At 51.4% G+C, this 25910-nt stretch carries 5 protein-coding genes; all 5 read left to right on the forward strand.

The window, feature by feature from the left end; translation table 11 throughout:
- Positions 1-159 precede the first annotated feature (159 nt).
- The 5 genes from HC229_RS09285 (at position 160) to HC229_RS09305 (ending at position 25841) form a co-directional block, all read left to right on the forward strand.
- Positions 160-3891: a hypothetical protein gene (locus HC229_RS09285; protein ID WP_191020209.1), complete on the forward strand. Its 3732-nt coding sequence runs from the start codon at positions 160-162 to the stop codon at positions 3889-3891.
- A 238-nt stretch (positions 3892-4129) separates the two neighbouring features.
- On the forward strand, positions 4130-4537 hold the full coding sequence (locus tag HC229_RS09290) for a hypothetical protein (protein WP_191020210.1): 408 nt from the start codon (positions 4130-4132) through the stop codon (positions 4535-4537).
- 466 nt (positions 4538-5003) lie between these two features.
- Positions 5004-10343: a GEVED domain-containing protein gene (locus HC229_RS09295; protein ID WP_191020211.1), complete on the forward strand. Its 5340-nt coding sequence runs from the start codon at positions 5004-5006 to the stop codon at positions 10341-10343.
- Positions 10344-10518: 175 nt separating this feature from the next.
- Complete coding sequence (locus tag HC229_RS09300) at positions 10519-20421, forward strand: fibronectin type III domain-containing protein (protein ID WP_191020212.1); 9903 nt, start codon at positions 10519-10521, stop codon at positions 20419-20421.
- 644 nt (positions 20422-21065) lie between these two features.
- Entirely contained in the window at positions 21066-25841 is a 4776-nt protein-coding gene (locus tag HC229_RS09305; RefSeq protein WP_191020213.1) for a T9SS type A sorting domain-containing protein, read from the forward strand.
- Positions 25842-25910: the final 69 nt, after the last annotated feature.

The raw sequence follows: 25910 nt of genomic DNA on the forward strand, positions 1-25910 counted from the left end.
CAGCTGTAAAGGGCTCTTTCCTAATCGGAAGAGCCTTTTTTTTTGAGGGTGTCAGCCAAAAAACGAGGTTGGTCGGAAATAATTGCTGATTAACGGAATTATGGTTGTTCCAGTTTTAGTCTGATATATTTTTGCGCGCGAAAACTTAGACGATCTACTATGCGTGCAACTTTACGATTAACCAATTGCCTTGTCATTCTTGCTGTTCTGCTTGTTGGCGGGACTTCCGCCGCCTTGGCCCAGGCCACGACCGCAACCTGGGCAGGAACTTCAAACCTCAATGCCGTAACCAACAACGCCACTATTACCGCATCGGCGGTCACGGCCAGCGGTGTGACAGGATTATCATCATCGACGAACGGTGTCAACTCCGCTAGCTGGACGACCAGTAGTGCGATGAACGACAATGACTATTACCAATTTCAGATAACGCCAAGCGGCTTAAACGCGTTCACCTTTACTGGTATCACATTCCGCAGAAGTGGTTCCTCCGGTTCGACTTGGGGCGGAGCGGTCTACTATTCGACAAACGGGTTTACCAGCCGCACCCAGATCGGCGTCAATTATACCTTCAACAGCACGGAAGCTGCTTTTACCCAAAACAATCTTTCGGTTGTTGTAAGTCCCGGAACGACGCTAACGATTCGGGTTTATGCCTGGAATGCACCTGACGGATGGTTCGATTCGCAGAATTTCCGCGTCAAGAGTCTCGTGGTCTCCGGAACGTCTTGTTCTGGCCCAAGCTTCACTACACAACCGTCCGGTGGATCTTTCTGCGCCGGGACGACGCTTACCATGACCGCGGCTGCGAACGGAGCAACAGGTTATCAGTGGAAAAAAGACAACGTGAACATCAACGGGGCGACTTCCGCAACGTTTACGAAAAACAATATCACCGCGGCCGACGCAGGTTCGTATACCGTAGTGGCGAACAACGCATGTACAGGCAATACTTCAAATGCTGCCGTGGTTGCGGTTGTCGCGATTCCGACATCGGTAACGGCCAATGCTAGCGCGACATCGGTTTGCGCCGGAAGTTCGGTCAACCTGACGGCTTCGTCAGTTTCGAATACTTCGGCAAACACGACGTTGATAAACGAAAATTTCAATGCCGCGACCAACGCTTGGGTAAAGGTAAACAACAGTACGGGAGGCACTGTCGCCAATGCGGCATGGACACTTCGTCCCAATGGATACCTGATTCCGGACGCGACCCAAACCTACAGTAACGACAATTCACAATTTTACCTGTCTAACAGCGACCAGCAGAATTCCTCTTCAAGTAATACGCTTACCACACTGACGTCTCCAGCGTTCAGCACGTTGGGGCTGTCGTCAGGAAGCATTTCTTTTTACCATTATTTCAGGTCATACCAAAACTCGAACGTTAAAGTACAGGTGTCATCGAACGGCACAAGCTGGACCGACCTTGAAACCTATACGAATACCCAAGGCACAAGCACCGCCTTTGCAAACGCCACGTTGGCATTGCCTGCAGCATTCCTGAACCAGGCTAGCGTTTACTTAAGATTCAGGTATTCCGCAATAGACGGATGGTTCTGGGCCATCGACAACGTTTTGGTAACGGGCGTCATCGCGAACGCTCCGGCTGCTTACGCCTGGACCTCGACTCCGGCCGGTTTTACCTCTAATCTCCAGAATCCAACGGTCACGCCGACACAAAATACGACGTACACGGTCACGGTGACGAATTCGAACAATTGCAGCGTTTCGGCATCTACTGCGATGGTAATCGTGAATCCTGTTTCGATAGGAGGAAGCGTTTCAGGAGGAACAACCGTTTGCGGGGCTTCCAACAGTGGAACCCTGACGCTTGCCGGCCATACCGGTACGATCGTAAGATGGGAATCGTCTACGGATAATTTCGCTACCGCGGGAATCCCGATCGCCAATGCGACAACGACATTGAATTACAGCAACCTTTCGGTTACGACGTCTTATCGCGCCGTCGTGCAGAGCGGCAGTTGCGCGAGTGCGAATTCCGCAAGCGCTACCGTTTCATTCACGGCACCAAGCGTAGTCGGAACCCTTGCCGGAGACGCGACCCATTGTTCCAATACGAATTCCGGGACATTGACACTTTCCGGCTACACGGGAGCTTCTTTGGGCTGGGAATATTCACACGACAATTTTGCCACAGCGGGTGTTCCGATAGTGAACAACGGTGCGACTTTCAATTATTCGAACCTCACCGCGACGACTTCTTACCGGGTTGCGGTTGGCAACGGAGGCGGATGTCCGTCCCAATATTGCAACGTGATCACGATCGCGATCAACAACAACTCGACCTGGACAGGAGCCACGAGCGCCGCCTGGAACGAGCCGACGAACTGGTCATGCGGCGAAGTACCGCAATCGTATACGAATGTGACCATCGCGCCAGCTGCCAATCAACCGGTAATCACATCGGATGCATTCGCAAAAACCCTAACGCTTCAGCCGGGAACGTTGCTTTCGCTTTTGAGCAACGACCTCACGGTTACAGACGTCATCGCTTCGGCCGGTAGCTTTACGATTGCCAACAACGCCAACCTGATCCAGATCAACGATGTCGACAACACAGGCGTGGTTAAGGTAAAGCGCAACAGTTCGGCTTTGATGCGCCAGGACTATACGCTTTGGTCATCTCCGGTGAATTCTCAAAACCTATTGACGTTCTCCTCTCAAACGCTGACCAACCGTTTTTATACCTATAATAGTACGAACAATCAATATGCGGCGGTGGCCAATCCGAACGCGACCGCTTTCGCGGAAGGTACGTCTTACCTGATCCGTATGCCGAATAACCATCCGACGACGCCAACAGTGTGGAACGGTGAATTCAACGGTGTGCTTCGCAACGGTAACGTCAATGTGCCGATGAACAACGGAGGCGAAGGTTTCCGATACAACGCTCTGGGCAATCCTTATCCGTCCCCGATCAGCATGACGGCTTTCGCTAACGACAATGCGGCCAACATCACGGGAACGCTTTACTTCTGGCGCAAGACCAACAACCCTGTAAGCCCGAGCTATTGCACCTGGACAGCCGGCGGTGGTTTCGTAACCAACGGAGAGGCTCAGGTAAACAATCCGAACGACGTTATCCGGACAGGCCAAGGCTTTATCGTCGAGGCTTCGGCTGCGGGAACCCAGGCGGTTTTCAACAACGGCCAGCGTTCGGGTAATAACGGCAATCAATTCTTCAGGCAGGTCATGGCCGAGCGCCACAGAATTTGGCTGAATGCGTCGACTGCGGCAGGTGCGTTTTGTCAAACCCTTGTCGGATACATCGAAGGTTCGACTCTTGGAAATGATGCACAAATCGACGGAAGGTTTTTCAACGATGGCGAAATTTCGTTCTACTCGTTGATTTCCGATGAGCGTTTCGCGATCCAGGGACGTCCGGTTCCGTTTGAAAATACAGATGTCGTCCCAATGGGCTTCAAAGCGACTACTGCAGGCAGTTTCTCGATTTCCATCGCCGAAGCCGACGGTTTGTTCCTCGAAGGCCAGGACGTTTTTGTCCGCGACAACCTTACGAACACCGTCCACGACCTGAATTCAGGAGCTTACACGTTTGTGAGTGAGGCCGGAACCTTCAATAATCGCTTCGATATTCTTTACCAGAATGCTTTGGGCACCGATACTCCTGTTTTGGATTCCAATGCTGTCGTGGTTTACAAACAGCAAGGGCACTTCATAATCAACAGCGGCAATGTCGAAATGACGTCCGTCCAGGTTTATGATGTTCTCGGCAAGTTGGTCAAGACTGTCAACGGCATCAATTCCGGTGAGGTTTCTTTCCCTGTGACGGGAGCCAGCCAGATGCTGATCTTTAAAATCGCAACCGCAGGCAATGGAGAAGTCGTAAAGAAGGTGATGAACTGATTCTTTACAGCTTCCTGAATAATGCAACCCTTTCTTCGTGAAAGGGTTTTTTTATGCGTTTTATTGAGAAATCGTTTATGGCGTCCGACAAAAAACACTTTTGAATGGCTAAAATCCAACGGTTTCGACGAAATGCAGGCTTAAACGAGTTTTTGGGCAGTTTGTCGGAATTATTTCCGACGGGCAAATACCTGCTGTATTTTTGACCCGTAATCAAGAACAAACACGCACACGCTAAATGAAAACTTTAAAGCTGACATCATCGAAACAGGATATCCTGAAAACCAATGCAGACGCTGCGGCCATGCGGGTTTTCATGCTCTTGGTACTGATGTTGCTTTGCTGCAGCGGAATGTTCGGACAACAATCGCCTGCACAGGAAACAGAAATTCCGGTCGCAATCAGCAATGTTACAGATGGGCATGCCGACAAAGCGGAAGCAGTCGACGCCAACCGACAGTTCGAACTCGTGCAGTGGTTCATGGGCAGCAAGCAGATGAACAATCCTGCCGCTCAACCTGCAAGGACGTCACCAAAGGCGGAGACGGCAAAAAAAGTACTCATCAACTGCGGGATGACGCCTAACAGGATCCTGAGCCGCACTTTGCTCAAAAAGGCTATGCAGTACGAAAACAACATCGCATAATTAAGGTTTTATTTATAATTTTTAGGTTAAGTTAGTTGGACGAAGAACCTTCCGTGGCAGGAAGGTTTTTTTTATGCCTGTCGGTTACAAGCTTTCCTGTGGCGACTTTTTAGCTATTGACTGAAGACCTTATTCAGCACTGCGGCCTTGCTTTACGCAGACTGCTTTTCCACACTTCAACTTTACATTGCCGAAACACACTAACTGTTGTTCAGAGGATTGCATTAATGTAGTATTATCAGCTATTTAGCAGTTAAAATTGTGTATTTCGTCGAGTAAATCGACGCATTCATCGATAAACTACATAATTTACGAGTTGTCAAAATTGCTATGTCAAAGTTTAGTGTAAATTTACCCGCTTGGCCATTATTTTATCGTTAATTCTTTGAGGATTGTTAGCGTGAAGTGGCGGTTTTGCACGGTTATCCTAAAACAAAATAATACCACCCACCCTAACACCCAATCTATGATAAAAACATTACCCGTTCGCGGAGAGGCTTCCCTTGCTGTTTTCCGCTGGTTTTTATTGCTCTCTATCCTAAGTTTGTTGTTTGTCGCCAATTCGAATGCGCAGGTCAGCGTCAACTATTCTTTTTCGGAAATGGCTGCGACACCCGCTTATTCAGCGTTGAATCCAGCTACAAAAACAATATTGTTTGCAAGCCCATGGAACGATCAGACTCCGGTTTCGACACCCATCGGATTCAGTTTCGTTTTCAATGGCACGACCTATACGAATACCGTGGTGTCACCTAACGGGTTTCTCATACTTGGTGGAACCACGACCGGTATTAACTATAATCCGATCGCGGGTAATAATATTTATAACGGTGTCATAGCGGCTTACTCGGCAAACTTACAGGTTACGACAACCAGCGCAGCCACATCGATAGCAAAATTTCTCGATACGTCGGGCGGTGCGGGCAATTACATTTTGAAAATCGAATATCCGTCATTCCGGAAAAGCACTGCTGAAACAGGAGGATACATGAGTATGCAAATCTGGTTGTACGAAACGACGAACGTGATTGAATTTCACTACACCTCAACAGGGACATTTAACTCAAATACAACAGGACAAGTCGGTTTAAGAGGGACCTCAAGTGCGGATTACAATAAAAGGGTATGGGCAGGAAATACGTGGCCAACGCTTCCGGCAACATCGACTGCCGCGACAGTAAATACCATTGCGGCTTCCGACAACTGGAGGACTGCCATTAATAGTTCGATTCCAGGTACGTCCAACACGACTTTGAGGTGGACGCCCGTGAGTTGTCCTGCTCCTGGCGCGCTCGCGGTTACTCCGGGATCGGTTACCTTATCGGGAGCAACCCTCACCTGGACAGGAAGTGCCTCAAGCGGCTTCCAATACTATTACAATACTACGGGAACGGCCCCGAACGCCGCAACGACACCAACCGGAACATCGGCTACGAATTCTGCAACGATATCGAGCATGGCCGCCGGAAGCAACTATTATGTTTGGGTGCGCGCCAACTGTGTGGCGGGAGATTTGAGCGCCTGGACAGGACCGGTAAACGTATCGACACTTTGTGCTCCCGTAAGCGAGGAATATTTCAACTATTTTGAAGAAATAAGCGGAGTCAGTCCGCTCTATAATTACAATGCCCCGGCGATCCAACCTTGTCATGGCGTTCAAAGCGTCAACGGAAATAACTGGTACACGGCAGATGTCGGCTCCGCGGTAGACGGCATCGCGGACGAACATCTTCAGTACAACGGGAACGCACAGGTTGCGAACGCCTGGTGGTTTACGCAAGGCGTGACGCTGACGGCGGGCAAGACATATCAATTGAACTATCTGTACGCCGGGTCAACCGACTTCAACTTCCTTACCAACAAAATGAAGGTCATGATAGGAACGGCGCCTCACAGCACGTTCATGACCACGACGCTGGACGACCATCCGAACATCAAACATGCCGCCACGGCGAACCACGTAAACTTTACCGTGGCTTCCTCTGGAACATATTATGTCGGATTCCAGGCGTATTCGGTGGCTAACATGGGTAAGATCTTCATAGACGACGTGGAATTGGTCGAAGGCATTTGCATGCAGCCCGCTGTTGCGACGGCTTCGTCTGTTGCGGCAACATCAGCAACCTTGATGTGGACGGCACCGACGCCAGCACCGGCGCTCGGGTATGCATATTACGTCTCCACATCGGCAACACCACCCACGAATCACACTATTCCGACAGGCTTTACGGGCCCGGGAACCACTTTGGTCAACCTCGCAGGTTTATCAGGAAATACGGCATATTATTTTTGGGTCAGAGGTTATTGCAGCGCAGGCGATTTCAGTATATGGTCCGGGTCAACGACCTTTACGACCGCTGTGCTGCCTCCTTATTGCATGCCCACCACTACGCAATCGAGTCAGGCTTATATCAGCAATGTGAGCACAACGGGCGCCGTTCAAAACATTAACAATTCCTCAGCTTGGGTTGCACCGGGTAATTCAGATTATACGGCCCAAACTATCATACAATCTCAAGGTCAGTCTTTTAACTTCTCAGTAGGGCTTGACGACGGGAACGCATCGCCTGGAATCTATTTGGGAGTTGGCGTGGGAATTTGGATCGATTGGAATAACGATGGTGATTTTGCAGATGCCGGTGAAATCGTCTATAACACAACATCCTACACAGGAAGTAATCAGGGAACAGTTACCGGTACCATTGCGGTTCCGCTTACCGCACCTCTGGGCGTGACCAGGATGAGGGTGTTCATCGATTACGCTGATTCGAATCCGACCGATAACGCGAATGACCTTGGCTGCCTATTCAACGGAAGCGGGGAACTGGAGGATTACAGCATCAAGATCGTGACGCCTCCGCCAGCACTGGTTTTGAGTGCGGCTACCTCCACGCAATGCGCGTTGACGAACAGTCCAAATATTACGATAACACAAGGGCTTTCGGATTACAACACGTTTGTCTGGACGCCATCTGGTGTTACGGGCACTGCGGCCGGTGGTTATACGTTCAACGCGGGATCGACCGTAACCTATACGCTTACGGCGACGCAAACCGTTGCTCCGTTCAGCGTGAACACCGCCCAATTCACTTATGTCGCCAATGTGCTTCCGACACCTATAACGATCACGACGAATCCGACGGGAGCTACGATGTGTGAAGGCGGAACCGCTATGCAGTTGTCTGCGTCCGGCGGTGTGGTGTCCGGCCTTCCTATCCTTTCTGAGAATTTCAATTCAGGGGCTCCTGGATGGACGACAACCAATACGGGAACGCCGCCGGCAACCGCGGCAAACGGCTCCTGGACCATAAGGCCTGACGGTTTCACGCCGACCGGCCCTACATGGGGATGGATCAATCTGCACAGCAACGATGCTTCGCCTTTCTATTTTTCAGATTCGGATGCGCAAGGCGTAGGCAGCACAACCCGCACGGAGCTTATTTCCCCTGTTTTCAGCTTGGAGAATATCACCGCGGCTTCCCTTTCGTTCTGGCATTTCTATGACGGATGGATCAATGGCAACGGATTCGTTGAGATTTCAACTAACGGAGGAGCAACCTATACGACATTGGTTTCCTATAGCAGCCTGAACCAGGGAACGCCGGGTACTTTTGCCCATGTCGTGCGCGATTTGGGAGCTTATTTGGGACAAACCAACCTGCGGATAAAATTCAGGTACTCGACCAATTGGGGCTGGGGATGGGCCATCGACAACTTTCTGGTTTCAGGAAATGCGACCTCGGCGATTACCTGGTCGCCAACGACCGGTCTCTATAATGACGCGGCCCATACGATTCCATATACCGGAACGGGCGCGGCGTCTGTTTACGCCTGGCCGACAACAACCACGACATATACCGCGAGTGCAAGTACGCCGTCGCCTGTGTGCAGCACCACGACGCTCCAAACGGTGACCGTGACGCCACTGACGGCCGGTACGATAAGTGCAAATCAGAACGTATGTTCCGGAACGGTCGAGGACCTTATCCTTACAGGGCAAATCGGAACCGTCGGAACATGGCAATCGGCCAACGATGCAGCATTCACCACGCCGGTAAACATTGCGGGCTCGGCTGGTTTGACTACGTTGACTTCGGCTGTTTTGGGTCCGATCAACGCGACGACTTACATAAGGGTACAAGTGTCAAACGGAACGTGCACAGCATATACGAATACCGTTACGTTAAGCGTAGAATCGACGACATGGGACGGGACTTCCTGGAACAATGGCGCTCCCAATCTTGGAAAGAGAGCGGTATTTGCCGGGAATTACATTTCATCGGGAGACTTGAGTGCTTGCAGCGTCGGCGTGACTTCGGGTAACGTGTCTTTCGAACCGGGCCATTCGCTTATCGTCGAAAACGGCGTGAACGTTTCAGGCGGTGCGCTGATTTTTGAAAGCGAATCAAGTTTGGTTCAAATCAGCGATTCCGGCGTAAACACGGGTTCGATAACGTATAAAAGAGAAACGACACCAATGCGCAATTACGATTATACGTATTGGTCTTCTCCGCTTAACGGCACCACGCTCGACGACGTTTCTCCTGACACCCGATTCGATAAATACCATCATTACAATGTGCCGACCGGCCAGTTTCTTTCCATCCCGGACGTCACGGTAATGACACCGGGAAGGGGATATATCATGAGGGCACCTGCGGGTTGGCCAAATGTTCCGACCTCTTTTACGGCGGTCATGACGATGGGCCCGGCCAATAACGGTGTCATTACTTATCCAGTTGCGATGTCGGCTCCGGCGACCAATTTGAATTTGTTGGGCAATCCATATCCTTCGGCTCTTGATGCGGACGAGTTCATCACACATCCGACCAACGCCGGCCTGATCAATGGAACGTTGTATTTCTGGACGCACAACACGCCGATTACCAACCAGGTCTACAACAATAACGACTATGCTTCTTACAATTTGCTCGGCGCAACGGCCGCGGCCAATTCCGGAAGCGGTAACAATTCGGCTCCGACCAAAAACATTGCGGCAGGAAATGCATTTTTCGTGACCGCGATCGCAAACGGAACCGCCGTATTCAACAACAGCATGCGACTGGCAGGTTTCAACGATAATTTTTACCGACCGGGTAGCGCTGCGGCACTGCCATCGGTGTTGGAAAAACACAGGATATGGCTCGATATGAGCAATTCCGACGGCGCTTTCAAACAGGCTCTTGTCGGATATGCGACCAACGCTACATCCGGCCTCGACAGGGAATATGACGGTAAGACGATCGAGTCGTTGAATTCCATCAGCTTTTATTCCATCTTAGACGAAAACAAACTGACGATTCAGGGAAGGGCGTTGCCATTTGACGAGAACGATCAGGTTGCGATGGGTTACCGGGCGAATGTAGCCGGAAATTATTCGATTGCGTTGAGTGCTTTCGATGGTCTGTTTGCCGATGAAAATCAGCACATCTATCTCGAAGATCTCGTTTTGGGCACTATCCACGACCTCAAAAGCGGGGCTTACGGTTTTGCCACCGCTACCGGGGAATTTCCTGGCCGATTCGTGCTGAGGTTTACCGGCGAGCAATTGCAGGTCGGAGATCCTATATTCAACCAGAATTCGGTTGTAGTTTTCGGGAAAGATGAGGTAATCAGGATCAACTCCGGAAACGTCGCGATGGAAAGCGTCAAAATTTTCGATACCCGCGGCCGATTGATCGCGGAGCGGAAAAACATCGGAAGTACCCAGGCCGAAATCGCGAATCTCGGCATCGCCAACCAAGTACTGATCGTCCAGGTGACATCGGTCGACCAAATCACGGTAAGCAAGAAAATCATCTATTAATAAACATCCGGCAAGCGGTACGATGCCACTTGCCGGATTTTTTGTCTCTGATAACAAGATGTTAAGCACTTGTTAAAATGTATGTAAAACGCTGGAAACCGAGGTTCCCTTCAGCGGAAACTTCGTGTCTCTCGCATCGCGAACGATTTTTATTCTATTAACCAATTTATATTTTATGATTGTAAACTACCATTCTCCGAATCGCCGCAACGACGCCCGACTCGGTTACAATGTGGGGGACGTCAACGGGCCACCGCCCTGGCGAATCCCCAAAGTCATGCAAAGATGGCTTATGTGCTTGTTGGTTATGCTGTCGTGTTTGACAGGCAACCAGATGTTTGCCCAGACAGGGATTGCGAATTACTCGCGGACCATTTCTACGGGTAATACCTACACGCCGATTGTCGGGACGACGCTTTGGACCAGTTGGGACAGCGAACTTTCTGCCGCGATTCCGATGGGCGGCACCTTCACTTTCGGTGGGGCGAACTTTACAAGTTGCTTTATCGGTGCGAACGGTGCCATCACTTTCGGAACGGGCTCTTCGACGTCGACGCCACTGAGTTCTTCGACCAGTTATTCGGGGGCGATTTCGGCTTTGGGCAATGATGGAGGCAACTCCACCGCTGCCGGGGCTACTCCGCGGATAAGCTATTTGGGAACTGCGACGGAATTCATCGTCCAGTATACGGACCACGCCTACTGGTATGGCCGATCGACTGAAAGATTGAATTTTCAGATCAGGCTGACGTTTGCTACCGGCGAGATAAATCTGGTTTACGGACCTTGTACTGCTCCAGCCGATACGGGCGCAGCCCAGGTAGGACTTCGCGGTAACTCCAACACGTTCTCCACGAACGTCAATAACCTCATGTTGGCGAATACGCCTTCAGGAACGACATGTAATTGGTCAAATGCCGTTACCGGTTATTCCAATTCCAGTACTGTATTGTTCAACAGTTCCAATACAAGCGTGAATATCCCGAACGGGCTTAAGATCACGTTCAATCCGGGCACGGTCGCTCCGGTCAGGACATTTTCTTCCGTTACCGGAATCACAGCTACGGGTGCCACGGTTTCATGGACGGCTCCGTCAGGCGCGACTCAATACAGCGTGCAATATCGCGTTCCGGGTACTTGCGCATGGACGAATTACAGCGGAAACCCTGTTGCGGCGACATCAGTTGCCTTGACCGGATTGTCTGCCAACACATCTTACCAGGTAAGGGTTCGCGCTGAAAACGCGACGACAGCTTCCCAGTATTCGCATATACCGAATGCTGCCGGAACAGGGGATGGTTACACGACTACAGGTACGTTTACCACTTTGGCATCGTGTTTTCCTGCAACTGCCTTGACCGCTACGGTGACATCCAATGTCGCGGCCACGTTAAACTGGACTGCGCCTACAACTGCGCCAAGTGCGGGTTACCAATGGGAAGTTCGTACCTCGGGTGCGGCCGGAAGCGGTGCAAGCGGACTTGTGCAGAGCGGAACTTCTGCGACCACGACGGCAAGCGTTGCAGGCCTTACGGGAAATACCGCTTATTCGGCTTATGTACGTTCGAACTGCGGAGCTGGCGACTTTAGTACATGGACGTCCGCTTCGGCATTCACGACAGCATTCCTGGGCACTTTGCCTTGGAGCGAAAGCTTCGCCACCACTACGTTACCGGCAGGATGGTCTAATCCGACTCCGGTTTGGACGATAGGGACTACCACTGCGATTCCGGCGATTGCCACGAATTACATCCGGAGAAACCTTTCGTCTTCTACAACGACGGCCCAGTTTTCTACGGGATCTTATGGCCCCGTCGTTTCGGGACAGGAATTGTCATTCGACTACGCACTGGCTAACGCTTCTTCTCCTTATGCCCCTCCAACGGGATCTTGGGGAACTATACAAGTCCAGGTTTCGACCAATTTCGGAGGTACTTGGGCAACTTTGGCCACGATCAACGATGCTGCGGTATCAGGTTGGGTAAATCGGACATTCCCGTTGTCGGCTTATGTCGGACAAAACGTTTCCTTCCGATTCATCGGCACACGTACTTCGGGAGATTTCCAGATGGCATTCGACAACCTTAGCGTTGATGCTCCGTCCTCATGTACGGCGGTATCGGGCTTTGGAGTTTCAGGTGTGATTTCTTCGGGAGCAACCCTGTCATGGTCAGCCAATGCGTTGGCAACTTCGGGATATGAATACGAAGTAAGGACAAGCGGACTTCCGGGAAGCGGTGCTACAGGCTTGGGGCCAAACGGAATTATTCCGGGAACTTCGGTAAACCTTACGTCTTTGACGGCGAATACCAATTATGTGGCCTACATCCGATCAGTTTGCGGAGGTAGTTCAAGTGCTTGGAGACAAGTTGCCTTTAAAACTACTGTTGCGGGTGATCTTTGTGCAGAAGCCATTTCGTTGACTTGCGGGTCGAACATTACGGTTTCTTTGGTCAATTCGACTAACGAAGCTATGGCGGTTTGCGGTATTTCCGGTGTGACTACGCAAAACTCGGCCGGTATCTGGTTTAAGTTCACCGGCAACGGGGACGACACGACCATTTCAACCGGCAACACCGATCCAAGCGTCGATACGCGCCTTGCGGTTTACTCCGGAAGTTGCGGAACGTTGACTTGTTTGGGCGGAAACGACGACATCTCAAACGCGACGCCGGCGAACCTTCGTTCCCAGGTGTTTTTGCCTACCACGGTAGGAACGGAATACTATGTGTTGCTTTACTCTTACAGCGGCACTACGCCTACAGGTAACATTGTTATGTCGATGACGTGCACGCCGGTGTGTAATCCTGCCACGACGAATGACGACTGTGCCACTGCGGCGCCGGTAACGGTTGGAACGCCCTTGGCGTCGAACAACAGTTGTTCATTTGCGAGCGCGGTGAGTTACCCGAGCTGCGCTTCGTCATTCGGGACGTATTACGATACATGGTACAGTTTCAATTCAGGGACCAATACTTCTTTGGAAGTTTCGGCTGTTGGAATATCTCCGGCCGCTGTTTCTTATGCGATCTACACGGGCGCTTGCGGAAGTTTGGTACAGCAATTCTGTAACAACACTCCCGGAACTGCCGCAACGCATACGGTGGTAGCGAACACGAACTACTTTGTGCGCGTTTACTCGTTGAGCACGGGCGCAAGAGGAAACTTTACCCTTACGGTAAAAGTGCCTTGCGTTAACGCGACCGGAATTTCGTTCTCTGCGGTCACTCCGACGACGGCCACGATTTCCTGGACGGCGTCTACGAGCAATCCGTCAGGAGGATACGAATACGAAATACGTTCAACCGGTGCTGCCGGATCCGGTTCAGAAGGGCTCGCTGTCCAAGGAACTACCGCAGCTGGCGTCGTTACAGCCAATATTGTAGGACTTACAAAAGAAACGGCTTACAGGATTTACGTACGCGCGGTTTGCGGAACAGGTGACTTTAGTGCATGGAGTTCAGGAACGGCGTTCACGACACCTCCAAGCTGCTACGTCCCAACGGCGGTCACCGCCACGGGCGCCACGCCGACTACTGTAAACGCTGCATGGACGGCTCCGGCAACGGGAACTCCTCAAGGGTATGAATACGAAGTGCGTTCTTCCGGGGCCGCGGGATCCGGAGCAACCGGTTTGGCTGCACAAGGGACTACCGCTGCCGGTGTAGTTACGGCTAACATAGGAGGGCTTGTACAAGACACGGCCTACAGACTGTACGTTCGCTCGGTTTGCGGAACAAGTGATTTTTCAACCTGGACTTCCGGAACGGCTTTCACGACACCGCCAAGCTGCTTCAAGCCGACCGCATTGAATGCTTCGGCCATTACCAACAGCACTGCTAACGTGAGCTGGACTGCACCGACAACGGCTCCTGCCGTAGGTTACCAGTATGCCGTTACTACATCGTCTACGCCACCGGCTTCCGGGACGGCAACGACCACTGCAAACGGTTCTGTTTCAGGATTGACATCCAATACCCAACATTATCTTCATGTGCGTTCGGTTTGCGTCGCTAACGAGGATTTTAGCAACTGGGTGACGTATTCATTCCGAACGGCTTGTGATCCTGCATCAGTGCCTTACGTTGAAAATTTCGATTCATTGCCGGCACCTGCATTCCCTGAATGTACAGTTGTCCAGAATCCTGGAAGTGGAAACGAATGGATAGTCGACGAAATCGACATCCTTGGATTTTCGTCACAAGCTCTTATCTACGTTTACGATGAGGATTTTGCCGCGAATACATGGTGGCATTCCAGAGGCATAAATTTAGAAGCAGGGAAATCCTACACGATTTCGTATACGTATAGTGGAACAGGCACCGATTATCCGGAAAGGATGAGAGTTGCTTACGGAACGGCTCAATCTGCTGCCGCCATGACGAATATTTTAGCAACCCATGCGAACATTACGCTCGACACCGCTACGCCGAACAGCGTAATTTTCAGCGTGCCGACCACGGGTATATATTACTTCGGATTCCAGGCGTATTCTGCCCGTAACAGGGACTTGTTAGTTGTGGACGACATCTCGGTCATTGCTACGCCGCTTACGGTAACCACTTTCACACCGACAACAATCTGTTCCGCGGGAATCGCAGCCGACAGAACAGTCGTGATCACAGGTTACTCGTTTACAGATGCTACTTCTGTTACCTTTAACGGCGTGGCTGCTCAATCTTTCGTGATCAACAGCCCTACACAGATTACTGCTATCGCTCCGGCTGGAGTCACTTCAGGTACGATCGTGGTTGCTTCGGCCACTGCTTCGTCCACGAGTACGGAAAGTCTTGCCGTAACACCATCACCAGTGGTGAATCCTATCCAAAATGGGGACGAGCCGCTTTGCGTCGGAGATGCTGTCCAATTGTCGAATCCTTCTCCAGGAGGGACATGGTCTTCGTCTGACGAAAGCATCGCCACGGTGGAAGACGGTGTCGTAACATCAGTAGGACCGGGAGAGGTCGAGATCCGCTACAGCGTAACCGACTTGGGATGTACAACTGTCGTGACCAAAACGATTGTGGTTAACGAACCAGTACTGGTGTCGAATCCAGCTACACAAACCGTCGTAACCGGAGATGCTTCGAGCTTCTCTGTTACCGCTACCGGTGCTGTACAAAGTTACCAGTGGATGGTTTCTACAGACGAAGGGAACACATTCCAGAATGTCGAAAATGAAAGTCCTTACAGCGGCGCCCAAACAGCAACGCTTTCCATTTCTGCAACTCCGGACACATTCAACGGCTACTTGTATATGGTTGTGGTTACGGCTGCGAGTCCATGTTTGCCGGTTGAGTCCGCTCCTGCGACACTTAATGTAGGTAATACAGGAATTACGGGCGATCCTGCCAGCCAGACTGTTTGTTCTTCGAGCATAGCGGCGACCGTGTTTACGGTTGTTCCGTCTGGTGAAGTAGATTCGTATTCATGGGAAGAAGATCAAGGTCTTGGTTTTGCTCCGATCGCGGATGGCAGCGCCAACGGTCTTGTCTATTCGGGCACGGGAACTGCGCAGTTATCGGTTTCAGGATTTACCGCAATAAACAGCGGATGGGCTTACCGCGCAAAGGTTCAAGGACCTGCGAATGGGGCTACATCCAATGCGGCTTCCGTTACGGTTGTCGAAGGCGTATCCGTCCAGACAGCGCCGGCCAGCACTTCTAATTGCTACTCTTCAGGAAGTGCTACTTTCTCTGTGGTGGCAAATGGGGCGGTCGCGGGTTATCAATGGCAATATTCAACTGACGGCGTTACTTTTGCGAACGTTGTGAACAATACGCCGACAGGCGCCACGTATACGAATGCCACTTCGGCTTCGATGACGGTTGCCACTACAGCGGCAACTCCGGCTTCCGGGACGTATTTTTACCGCGTCGTGATTTCAAGCCAGAGCCCTTGCGGTCCGGTTGAGTCGACAAATGCGCAGTTGAGCATTTTCACGCCTCAGGTTACGACGGCTCCATCGGCTGCGACCGTTCTTTACGGAAACAGCACAACGCTTACTGTCGCCTCTTCATCTCCTGGGGCAACATATCAATGGCAGTATGCCGCGACTTTAAACGGTACATACGCAAACGTTGTGAACAACACGCCTTCTGGATTGACATATGAAAATGCAACAACAGGTACGCTTACGGTAAACGCATCTGCAATCGCAGCTCCGATCGCCCGTTACTATCGCGCGGTTATTACCTCCGGCGGATGTTCGTTGAGTACTGCAGGCGCATTGCTTACTATACAGAACTATTGTATACCGGCAGCCACGGCGTCCACGAACTCGAGGATTACCCAGTTTACGACGACAGGCGGCGTGACCAATTTGTCTAACGCTTCTGCCTTTTCTGCAGGAGGTTATGCCAATTACATCGATCTCTCAGCTTCCGTTTACCAAGGGCAACCGTTGTCTTTTTCAACAACGACTGCAGGAGGATCATCTGGGATGGCGATTTGGATTGACTATAACAACAACCTCTCATTCGAGGCTGGTGAAAGAGTTTTCAATACAACCGGTTACGGCAACAGCCAGTCGGGCACATTCACCGTTCCGGTGGCTACCGCTCCTGGATCGTACAGAATGCGTGTCTTGATTGACTTCAACTCATTAAACCCAACCAATTCGTGCGGATTTACAGGTGCAACTCCAAGAGGAGAAGTGGAAGATTACACGCTCACGGTTTTGCAGATTCCACAATGTAATGGAACTCCGACTGCGGGAACTGCTGTAGCTTCTGCGACGGCTCTATGTATATCCGGAGTGTCGACCTTGAGTGTGTCGGGTTACCAGACACCTGTCGTAGGACAGTCGTTCCAGTGGTATAACGTTGCAACCGGGCTTATTCCGGATGCCACGGGAACTACTTACACAACGCCGACACTTACGGCATCTGCTTCGTATTTCGTGCGTGTGACGTGTACCAATTCGGGTCTTTTCTCGGATTCCAACACTGTTGCCATAAACGTGACCAACCCGGTTGTGGCTACCATAGCACCGGCAACGCGTTGCGGAGCAGGTACAGTAACACTTGGCGCCACGGCTCCTGCGGGCCAGATATTGAGCTGGTATACAGCGGCTACTGGCGGTTCGCCCGTTGGTTCAGGCGAAAGTTTTACGACACCTGCGATTTCGGCTACGACCAGTTACTATGTTTCGGCGTCCAGCGAGGCGGCTCCACTTGCCGCGGCTTGTGCTTCGACTTCAACGTCGACGTCGTATTACATTACAGGTTTTTCTACGACGGGTGCGTTGCGCAACATCACGAACACCGGAACGGTTCAGTCGGCAAGCGGATATGGCAATTACACTGCTATGTCTGCAAGTCAAGTGCCTGGTGGCTCAGTTAACTTTTCGGTCACATGGCCAAGCTCGACCTATGGCGTGAGCGTGTTCATCGACTGGAACAACGACGGCGATTTTGACGATGCAGGAGAAAAAGTTGCCGGTACTGCAAGTTATGTGAGCTCTCCTTATAACACTTCGTTTACTGTTCCTGCGGGCACTTCCCCGGGAGCAAAGCGAATGAGGGTCAAGGCAGATTTCTCAGTCGGTTCTCCTTTGGCTTGTAGCAACTCGACGAGCCAGGAAACGGAAGACTATACCTTCATGGTACCTTGTGAATCAGCTAGGACGGAAGTTGTCGCAACTATAAATGCGGCACCTGCACTTGCGATAAGTGCCAGCTCAGCCAGTATTTGTGCGGGAGCCAGTACGAGTGTCAACGTTACTTCGGCATTGTCTGACTTTGACAGCTATGTCTGGACACCTTCAACCGGAGTTTCAGGAACTGCTGCCACAGGGTTCACATTTAACCCGACAACGACGACGACGTATACACTAACGGCCAGCCAGTCAGGCGGAAGCCAGTGCGTGAACACGGCGACTTTCGCGGTTACTGTCAATTCACTCCCAGTGGCACCGGTCTTCTCTCCGGCAAGCGTAAACATGTGTTCTACGGATGGACCGGTACAGATTTCGTCGACAGCAATCAACATGGTAGCTCTTTCGGAGAACTTTGACAACAATGCTCCGGCTTGGACGATCACGAGTGCAAATGACTCGCCGGTTGCTACCAACTGGACGTTCAGGTCTGTGCCGTACACAGAAACGTCAGGAATTGCGGATTTCAGCAACTTCACTACCCAAAACGGTGGTAAATTTGCGATTGCCAATTCTGATCTCGGTGATTTTGGAGACGTCACAAACACGATACTGACATCACCATCGTTCAGTACGTTGAGCATGTCAAGCCCTCAACTTACGTTTGAGCAGGTTTACCATTACATATCTGATGACGTCACCGTTAAGATTGAAGTCTCTGTCAACAACGGATCGACCTGGACAACGTTAGTGTCACAGCTGGGTACGAGCGTGGGAACTACTACGAACAATGCGCAGGCTATGGCAAATTCAAGCTTTGACATGACTGCTTACGCAAATCAGCCAAATGTGAAGATCCGCTTTAACTACGCGTCTGAATGGGGCTTCTTCTGGGCGATTGACAATGTTCGCGTGGTCAATCAGCAAACTCCTGCAGTTGCGTTTACGCCTGTAGCGGGATTGTTTACGGATGCTGCCGGAACCCAGCCTTACAGCGGAGGTGCCGTAACATCAGTCTATGCCAAACCAGCTCAGTCGACGGTTTATACCGCCACGACGACCAGTTCTGCAGGTTGCTCGACGTCAGTCTCGTATAACGTTAACGTCACCAATGCAACCGTTTGGTATGTAGATGCCGACGGAGACGGTTACGGAACTGCTACGCTTCCGACAGTTATCGCTTGTACGCAGCCGACGACGCCAACGCCATATGCTGCGGTTGCCGGAGATTGCGACGACAGTGCCGGCGCCATTCATCCAGGACAGGCCGATGTGCCGTTCAATGGTGTGGACGACAACTGTGACGGTGTCATCGACGAGACCAGCCGTGTGTATTCCCAAGTGTTGGCTTCCCAATGTGGAACGACCCTTACGTCGATCAGTTCTGTAATTGGAGCGGTGAGCTACGGCGCTCCGTTCAACGGTTACCGCTTCAAGGTGGTCAACACCGCTACGGGTGCTGAGCAGACAATCGACCGTACGGCTCCGAACTTCAGTCTTTCACAGCTGGCCAGTTATGACTACGCTACGACCTATTCTATTTCGGTCATGCTGCGTCGCAACGGCATTTGGTTGAATTACTACGGACCGGCTTGCCTGGTTTCTACTCCTGCTATTCTCGATCCGGGAGGATCTGCTGCCGTGAGCCCGTCACAATGTGGCGCAACGCTCAACAGCATCAGTACATTGATCGCGACGACAAGCATTCCGGGTGTGACAGGATACCGCTTCCGCGTGACCAACATGACCGATGATTCGAACCCTCATGCTGTGCAAACGATCGAGCGTTCGATTAATTTCTTCGCTCTTACCATGCTGACAAGGTTCAACTACGGAACGGAGTACCAGATCGAAGTTGCCGTCAAGACAAATGGCAACTGGTCAGGTTACGGCGCACCATGTAACGTCTTCTCGCCAGCCGTGCCGACGCTGAACAACTGTGGCGCCAGCATTGCAAGCCCGTCTACGCTTATAGCTACGACAAGCTTGAACCGTGTGCAGGCCTATCGTTTTGAGATCACCAACATGACGTCTTTCGAACAGATTACCGTCGACAGATCCCAAAACTTCTTCTCGTTCGCCCAGGTGCCTAACTTCGTACCGGGAGCGCTTTACGGCGTTCGCGTATCGGTACAGACTTCGGGTCACTGGTCACCGTATGGTGAAGCTTGCGAAATTACTGCTCCGGGAGCGGCGCGATCAATCGTCAACGAAGAACCTGCCCAGGCGGCGGTCAACTTCCGCGCGGTGGTTTACCCTAACCCTTACGTAGAAAGTTTTGCGCTTGACATGGATACCTCAAGTGAAGAGGACGTTCAGGTGAAAGTATACGACATGGTAGGAAAATTGCTTGAAGACCGCCAATTCCCGATCGACCAGATCGAGATGCAGCAATTCGGAGAGCGTTATCCGTCCGGCGTTTACAACATCGTGGTTACGCAAAGCAGTTTCGTCAAGACGCTGCGTGTGATTAAGCGCTAGTCGTTAGACTCTCGTTATTTAACTTTAAAACCCTTCTCATACCGAGAAGGGTTTTTTTATACGGATTATTTTATAGGGTAGAGATTCCGATGCCTATCGCATCTCCTGGCGTCGTCCGTCGGAAAACCTCAAACGACTATTTCTGATGGAGTGAAATGCGACCTTTACGAATTTAGCATAAGATGAATCATTAAATTATCCCTTTGGAAGTGCGGTATGTTGCTCGTATTCGCGAGGCAATAACGAGGTGAGCGTTATGCTTTACCTGGATCGCTGGCGTACCGACGCAGCCTGAATTGTGAACCCGCTAAAGTCGATCTCGCGACAGGTAAATAGTTTAGATTCCGTAATGCGAAAAGACTTTCTCAGAAATGAAAGGCCTTTCTTATTTAAATATTTTCACTGAAACGCAGATGCCGTTCAGGGTATCGCAAAATTTGTATCGCATGGTTGACAAATCCGCAATCGATTATGCAGTACAACGTTAAATCGGGTTTCCTGTCGATTATTTTTCCTATCTCGATTTTAGCTCGATTACTTTGACGTAATTCTTCCAACAAGCTGCCACACCGTTGATTAATTATTAGATCTCCCAGATGTAAGGTCTCGGGCTTGCAATATCATTCACTTAAAATTCGATGCTTATGAAAACAAAACTATTCAGTTTCGGCAGGCGATGTTCCGATTCGTTCGGAAAATCGGCTCTGCTGTTAATCATGACGGTGGGAGGCCTGTTTTTAGGACAGACGGCTTCCGGCCAGATAACCAACGTTGGCTCTTCCAACGCCACCACGACCGGGACGTCGTTGGCCATACCCAAGCCAGCAGGATTGGCGGTAGGGGATATGATGTTCCTCAGTATTGTACAGAGCGACAATGACGCGAATGGCCTGGCCGATCCGACGCCGTCTGGCTGGACGGAAATCGCCGGAAATCAAATCGGCAGTAGCGGCACTTCGCTGTGGAGAGGTACTTTGCTTTATCGTTTTGCCAACGCGGCCGACGTGAGCGCAGCCAGTTTCTCGGTCACACTTTCTTCCGGAACCAACGGAGACGGTGCACAAGGCGCCATCACCGTGTTCAGAGGCGTCGATGCCGATGACCCGTTCGATGCGACAGGCGACGCTTTGTCAGCAAATACGTCTGCGGCAGTGTTGTCGGCCGGCTCAAAAACCGCATCGGATCTCAATTCCGCGGCTGTTCTTTTTGCCTTTACGGGTCAAGCCGCTTCAACCCACGCAAATTGGTCGACTACATCGCCGGGAGCTTTAACCGAATTGTACGATCTTCCGTTTGCTGCGGCTCCATCGCAAAATTCACTTGGGGCTGCGTGGGCGATTAAATCCGGGACAGGCGGAACCGGAATAGCTTCAGTTGGCATTACTCCCAACGGACGAGGCGATGCGGTGCTGGTGCTTTTGAAGCAGGACCTTTCTTTAGGGGCCAACGCGATTTCGGGCTCGCCTTTCTGTCAAGGAGAGGTTATTTCGGTTCCGCTGGCTATCAAAGGAACGTTTGCAGCAAACAATACGTTTACCGTGCAACTCTCCAATGCAAGTGGTAGCTTTACATCAGCTACGACAATTGCAACATTGACAAACGCCACGACCGCGACTGCCATAAACGCTACCATTCCAAACGGGCAGGCAGCCGGAACCGGTTACAGGATAAGGGTAAATTCGAGCAATCCGGCCATCACCGGCGACAACAACGGAAGCAACCTTAGTATCGTCGCCAAACCAACCGCGAATGCAGGAACTGCTGTGTCCGCATGTTCTACAGGTGCCCCGGCCAATATCACCGCCGGAGCAACCGCTGCCAATAACGCCGGGATAACCTGGACTTCAAACGGTCTTGGGACGATTTTGAATGCGAACTCACTGACCGGAGCTACTTATTCAGCCGATCCGTCAGACGGGCCGACAGTAACTTTGACGTTAACGGCGACCGGAAACGGTTCTTGTGCGAACGTCATCTCCAACAAAACACTTACGATCGTCAATCCGCCGACAGCTGCTGCCGGAGGCTCTGCAACGATATGTGAAAACCAGACCGTTCAGGTTTCAGGAGCGTCTTCGTCAAACGGAACGATACTTTGGACTGAAAACGGGGCAGGGACCATCACGGCCGGCGCCAATACTTTGACACCGACTTACACGGCCGCTGCCGGGGACGCCGGAAATACGGTTACGTTGACGATGACTGTCAGCAACGGAGGATGTACGCCTGCAACGGCAACATTCACGGTAAATGTGACCGGATTGCCGATCGCGGTAGCCGGAACTCCGGTCGCTGTCTGCGCGGATGCTGTTGACATCGCGATAGGAACCGGAGCATCTGCATCGAACAATTCGGGAGTAGAATGGAGCTCTAACGGAACCGGTAGCTTCGCGAATGCCACTTCTCTGAACTCCGCAACTTATACTCCAAGCCCGGCTGACGTCGCGGCAGGATCGGTCACCTTGACCTTGACGGCATTCGGAAATTCGCCATGCGGAAACACTACGTCCACTAAGACGTTGACGCTACACGCATTGCCGACACCGGTAGTTATCACGCCATCTTCACAATCGATTTGTCCGGGCACAACAGTAGCGCTGAACGGGGCAGGTGGTGTTTTGGAACCAAATGCGTTTTATTCCGACAACTTCAACGGGACACTTAGTTTCGCCACAGCAGGAACCGCTAGCAACGGCACTGCTTTTACGGTGCGCACGAGCCCTCATTTTGCCGGCGTGAACAGTTTTGCTTCGCCTGATAACAGCAAATTTGTAATGTCGAATCTGGCTACCCTCGTTTCTAATGGAAGTGCGAACACCCAACTTACCTCGGCTACATTCAGTTCAGTAGGATTTGAAAGCCTTTCGCTCTCCTACAAGCACAGTTACAGAAAAGGAAGCGAGGGCGGAGTCAACGTCCAAATTTCAACTAATGGAGGCACAAGCTGGACTAACATCAGAAATCATAATTCCAATCAAGGTGCTTCGGACGGGCTTGTTACAGACAATGTCGACCTGAGCGCTTACATCAACCAGAGCAATCTCAAAATCCGCTTCAACTATGTTGCGAACGTGGGATGGTTCGGCACCGCATGGTGGGCTATCGATGATGTGGTGGTTTCAGGCATTGCACCAAAAATGGTGTGGTCGCCAACCACCGGTCTTTACACTGATGCGGCCGCAACAATAGCTTACACCGGAACCATTACGCCTAACGTATACGCCAAACCGTCAGCGACGACAACTTATACCGCTACCTCGGCAAGTTCGTTCGGCTGCGGATCGGAAAGCGCGCAAATCACCTTGACGGTAAACCAGGCAACGTTGTCTGGCGTAGCCCAATCGGCGGCGGTTTGTCAGGACACTGCGGCTACCTTTACGCTAACCGGATTGGTTCCTAACAGTGTCTCCAATATTACCTACCACATCGGTGCAGGGGGCAACCAAACGGCCGGTTCCGTGATCGCGGACGGTTCGGGAAGCGCCAGTTTTACAACAAACGTGGCTTTGGCTAACAACGGACAGACGTTGACCGTAACGAACATCGAATGGACCAATGCTACGCCTGTGTGTAACTTCGCACCGACTTCAGGAAATACCGTAGCGGTTCAGGTCAACGCCAACGTAACGTATTACGCTGATGCGGATGGGGACGGATTCGGTAACCTTGCCGTTACCCAGGTTTCCTGCTTTGGCGCTCCTGCGGGATTTGTAGCTGACAACACAGATTGCAACGATGCAGACAACACCAAGCACACTACTTTCGCATTCTATGTCGATGTTGATCTCGACGGGTTCGGAACCGGTTCTTTGGTAACGGTTTGTGCCGTGGACGCCAATACGCCACCTGCGGGCTACTCGCTCAACAACACAGATTGCAACGATGCCAACGCAGCCATCCACGAAGAATTTGACTTCTTTGTAGATGCGGATGGAGACGGTTTCGGAAGCACGACAATCGCCAGCGTTTGCGCCGTGGATGCCAGTACGCCTCCAACCGGATATTCGCTCGATTCATCAGATTGTAACGATGCCAATCCTGCCATCCACGCGGAATTCCAGTTTTATTTCGATGGTGATGCAGACGGTTACGGCGTAGGATCGCTGGTTAGTGTTTGCGCAGTAGATGCCAATACGCCACCGCTCAATTATGCATTGGTCAACGGCGATTGTAACGATAATGCAGGAGCTGTCAATCCGGGTCATGTAGAAGTACTTTACAACGGTATCGATGACAACTGCGACGGCAACCTCGACGAAGGCAACCAACTCGTTAGCCAGGTATTGGCTTCACAGTGCGGAGCTACGCTTACTACCATGAGTTCAGTAATCGGATGCGTGAGCTTCCCGACTTCCATTACGGGTTACCGCTTTAAGGTCATCAACACCCAAACATTGTCTGAGCAGACCATAAACAGGACGGCGCCTCATTTCCAGCTTACGCAATTGGCGTCTTACGACTATGCCACAACGTATTCTGTCTCGATAGAGTTGCAACGCAACGGCGTATGGCTTGGCTACTACGGCCCTAGCTGCCTGGTTTCCTCTCCTGCCGTGTTGGATTCCAACGGAGCGGCTCAGGTAACCGAGTCACAGTGCGGTATCACGCTGCCATCAATCAGCACGCTTATCGCCACGACCAGTCTGCCGGGTGCGACGGGTTACCGTTTCAAGGTGACCAATCTTGACAATCCGCTATCTGCAAATGCGGTTCAGACAATCGATAGGAACTATCACTGGTTCTCGTTGACCATGTTGACGGAATTCACCTACGGTACGACCTACATGATCGAAGTTTCCGTGAAAACGAACGGCGTATTCTCAGGATTCGGAAGCCCATGTGAGGTAAGTTCCCCTGAAGTTCCTACGATCGTGAACTGCGGCGCGGTCATCGCTTCCAAAGCGACCTTGATCTCGACAGCCAGCTTAAATCGCGTGACGTCATACCGATTTGAAATTACCGATATGACCACGTTGCAAGTTTACTCGGTAGACCGCAACAAACAATGGTTCAGCTTCAGCCAGATCTCGCCGGTTACGCCAGGCGGACAAATGGCTATACGTGTTGCGATGATGACATCGGGCGTATGGTCGGACTTTAGCGAAGCATGTTTCGTAACGGCTCCGGGAGCGGCAAGAAGCGCTGTCAAGGAAGACGATACGGCACCGGAAATCGCATACCGCGTTGTGTCTTATCCGAACCCATATATTGAGACGTTTGCCCTCGATGCCGATCTTCCGACAGAAGAGGCAGTCAACGTCAAAATCTATGACATGTTAGGCAAATTGGTCGACACCCGAACTTTCGAGGCTGTCGAAACGGAAAGCCAGCAGTTTGGAAGCAATCTCTCTGCCGGTGTGTATAACATCGTCGTGAGCCAGGGCGCAAATGTGAAGACATTGAGGATCATCAAAAGATAATCGATAAACCCGAAAATGAAAAGCCCCTCCGGATTGGAGGGGCTTTTTTTATAAAGAAAAACCAAAAAA

It is taken from the genome of Flavobacterium selenitireducens, assembly GCF_014748335.1.
GTDB classification, from domain to species: Bacteria; Bacteroidota; Bacteroidia; order Flavobacteriales; family Flavobacteriaceae; genus Flavobacterium; species Flavobacterium selenitireducens.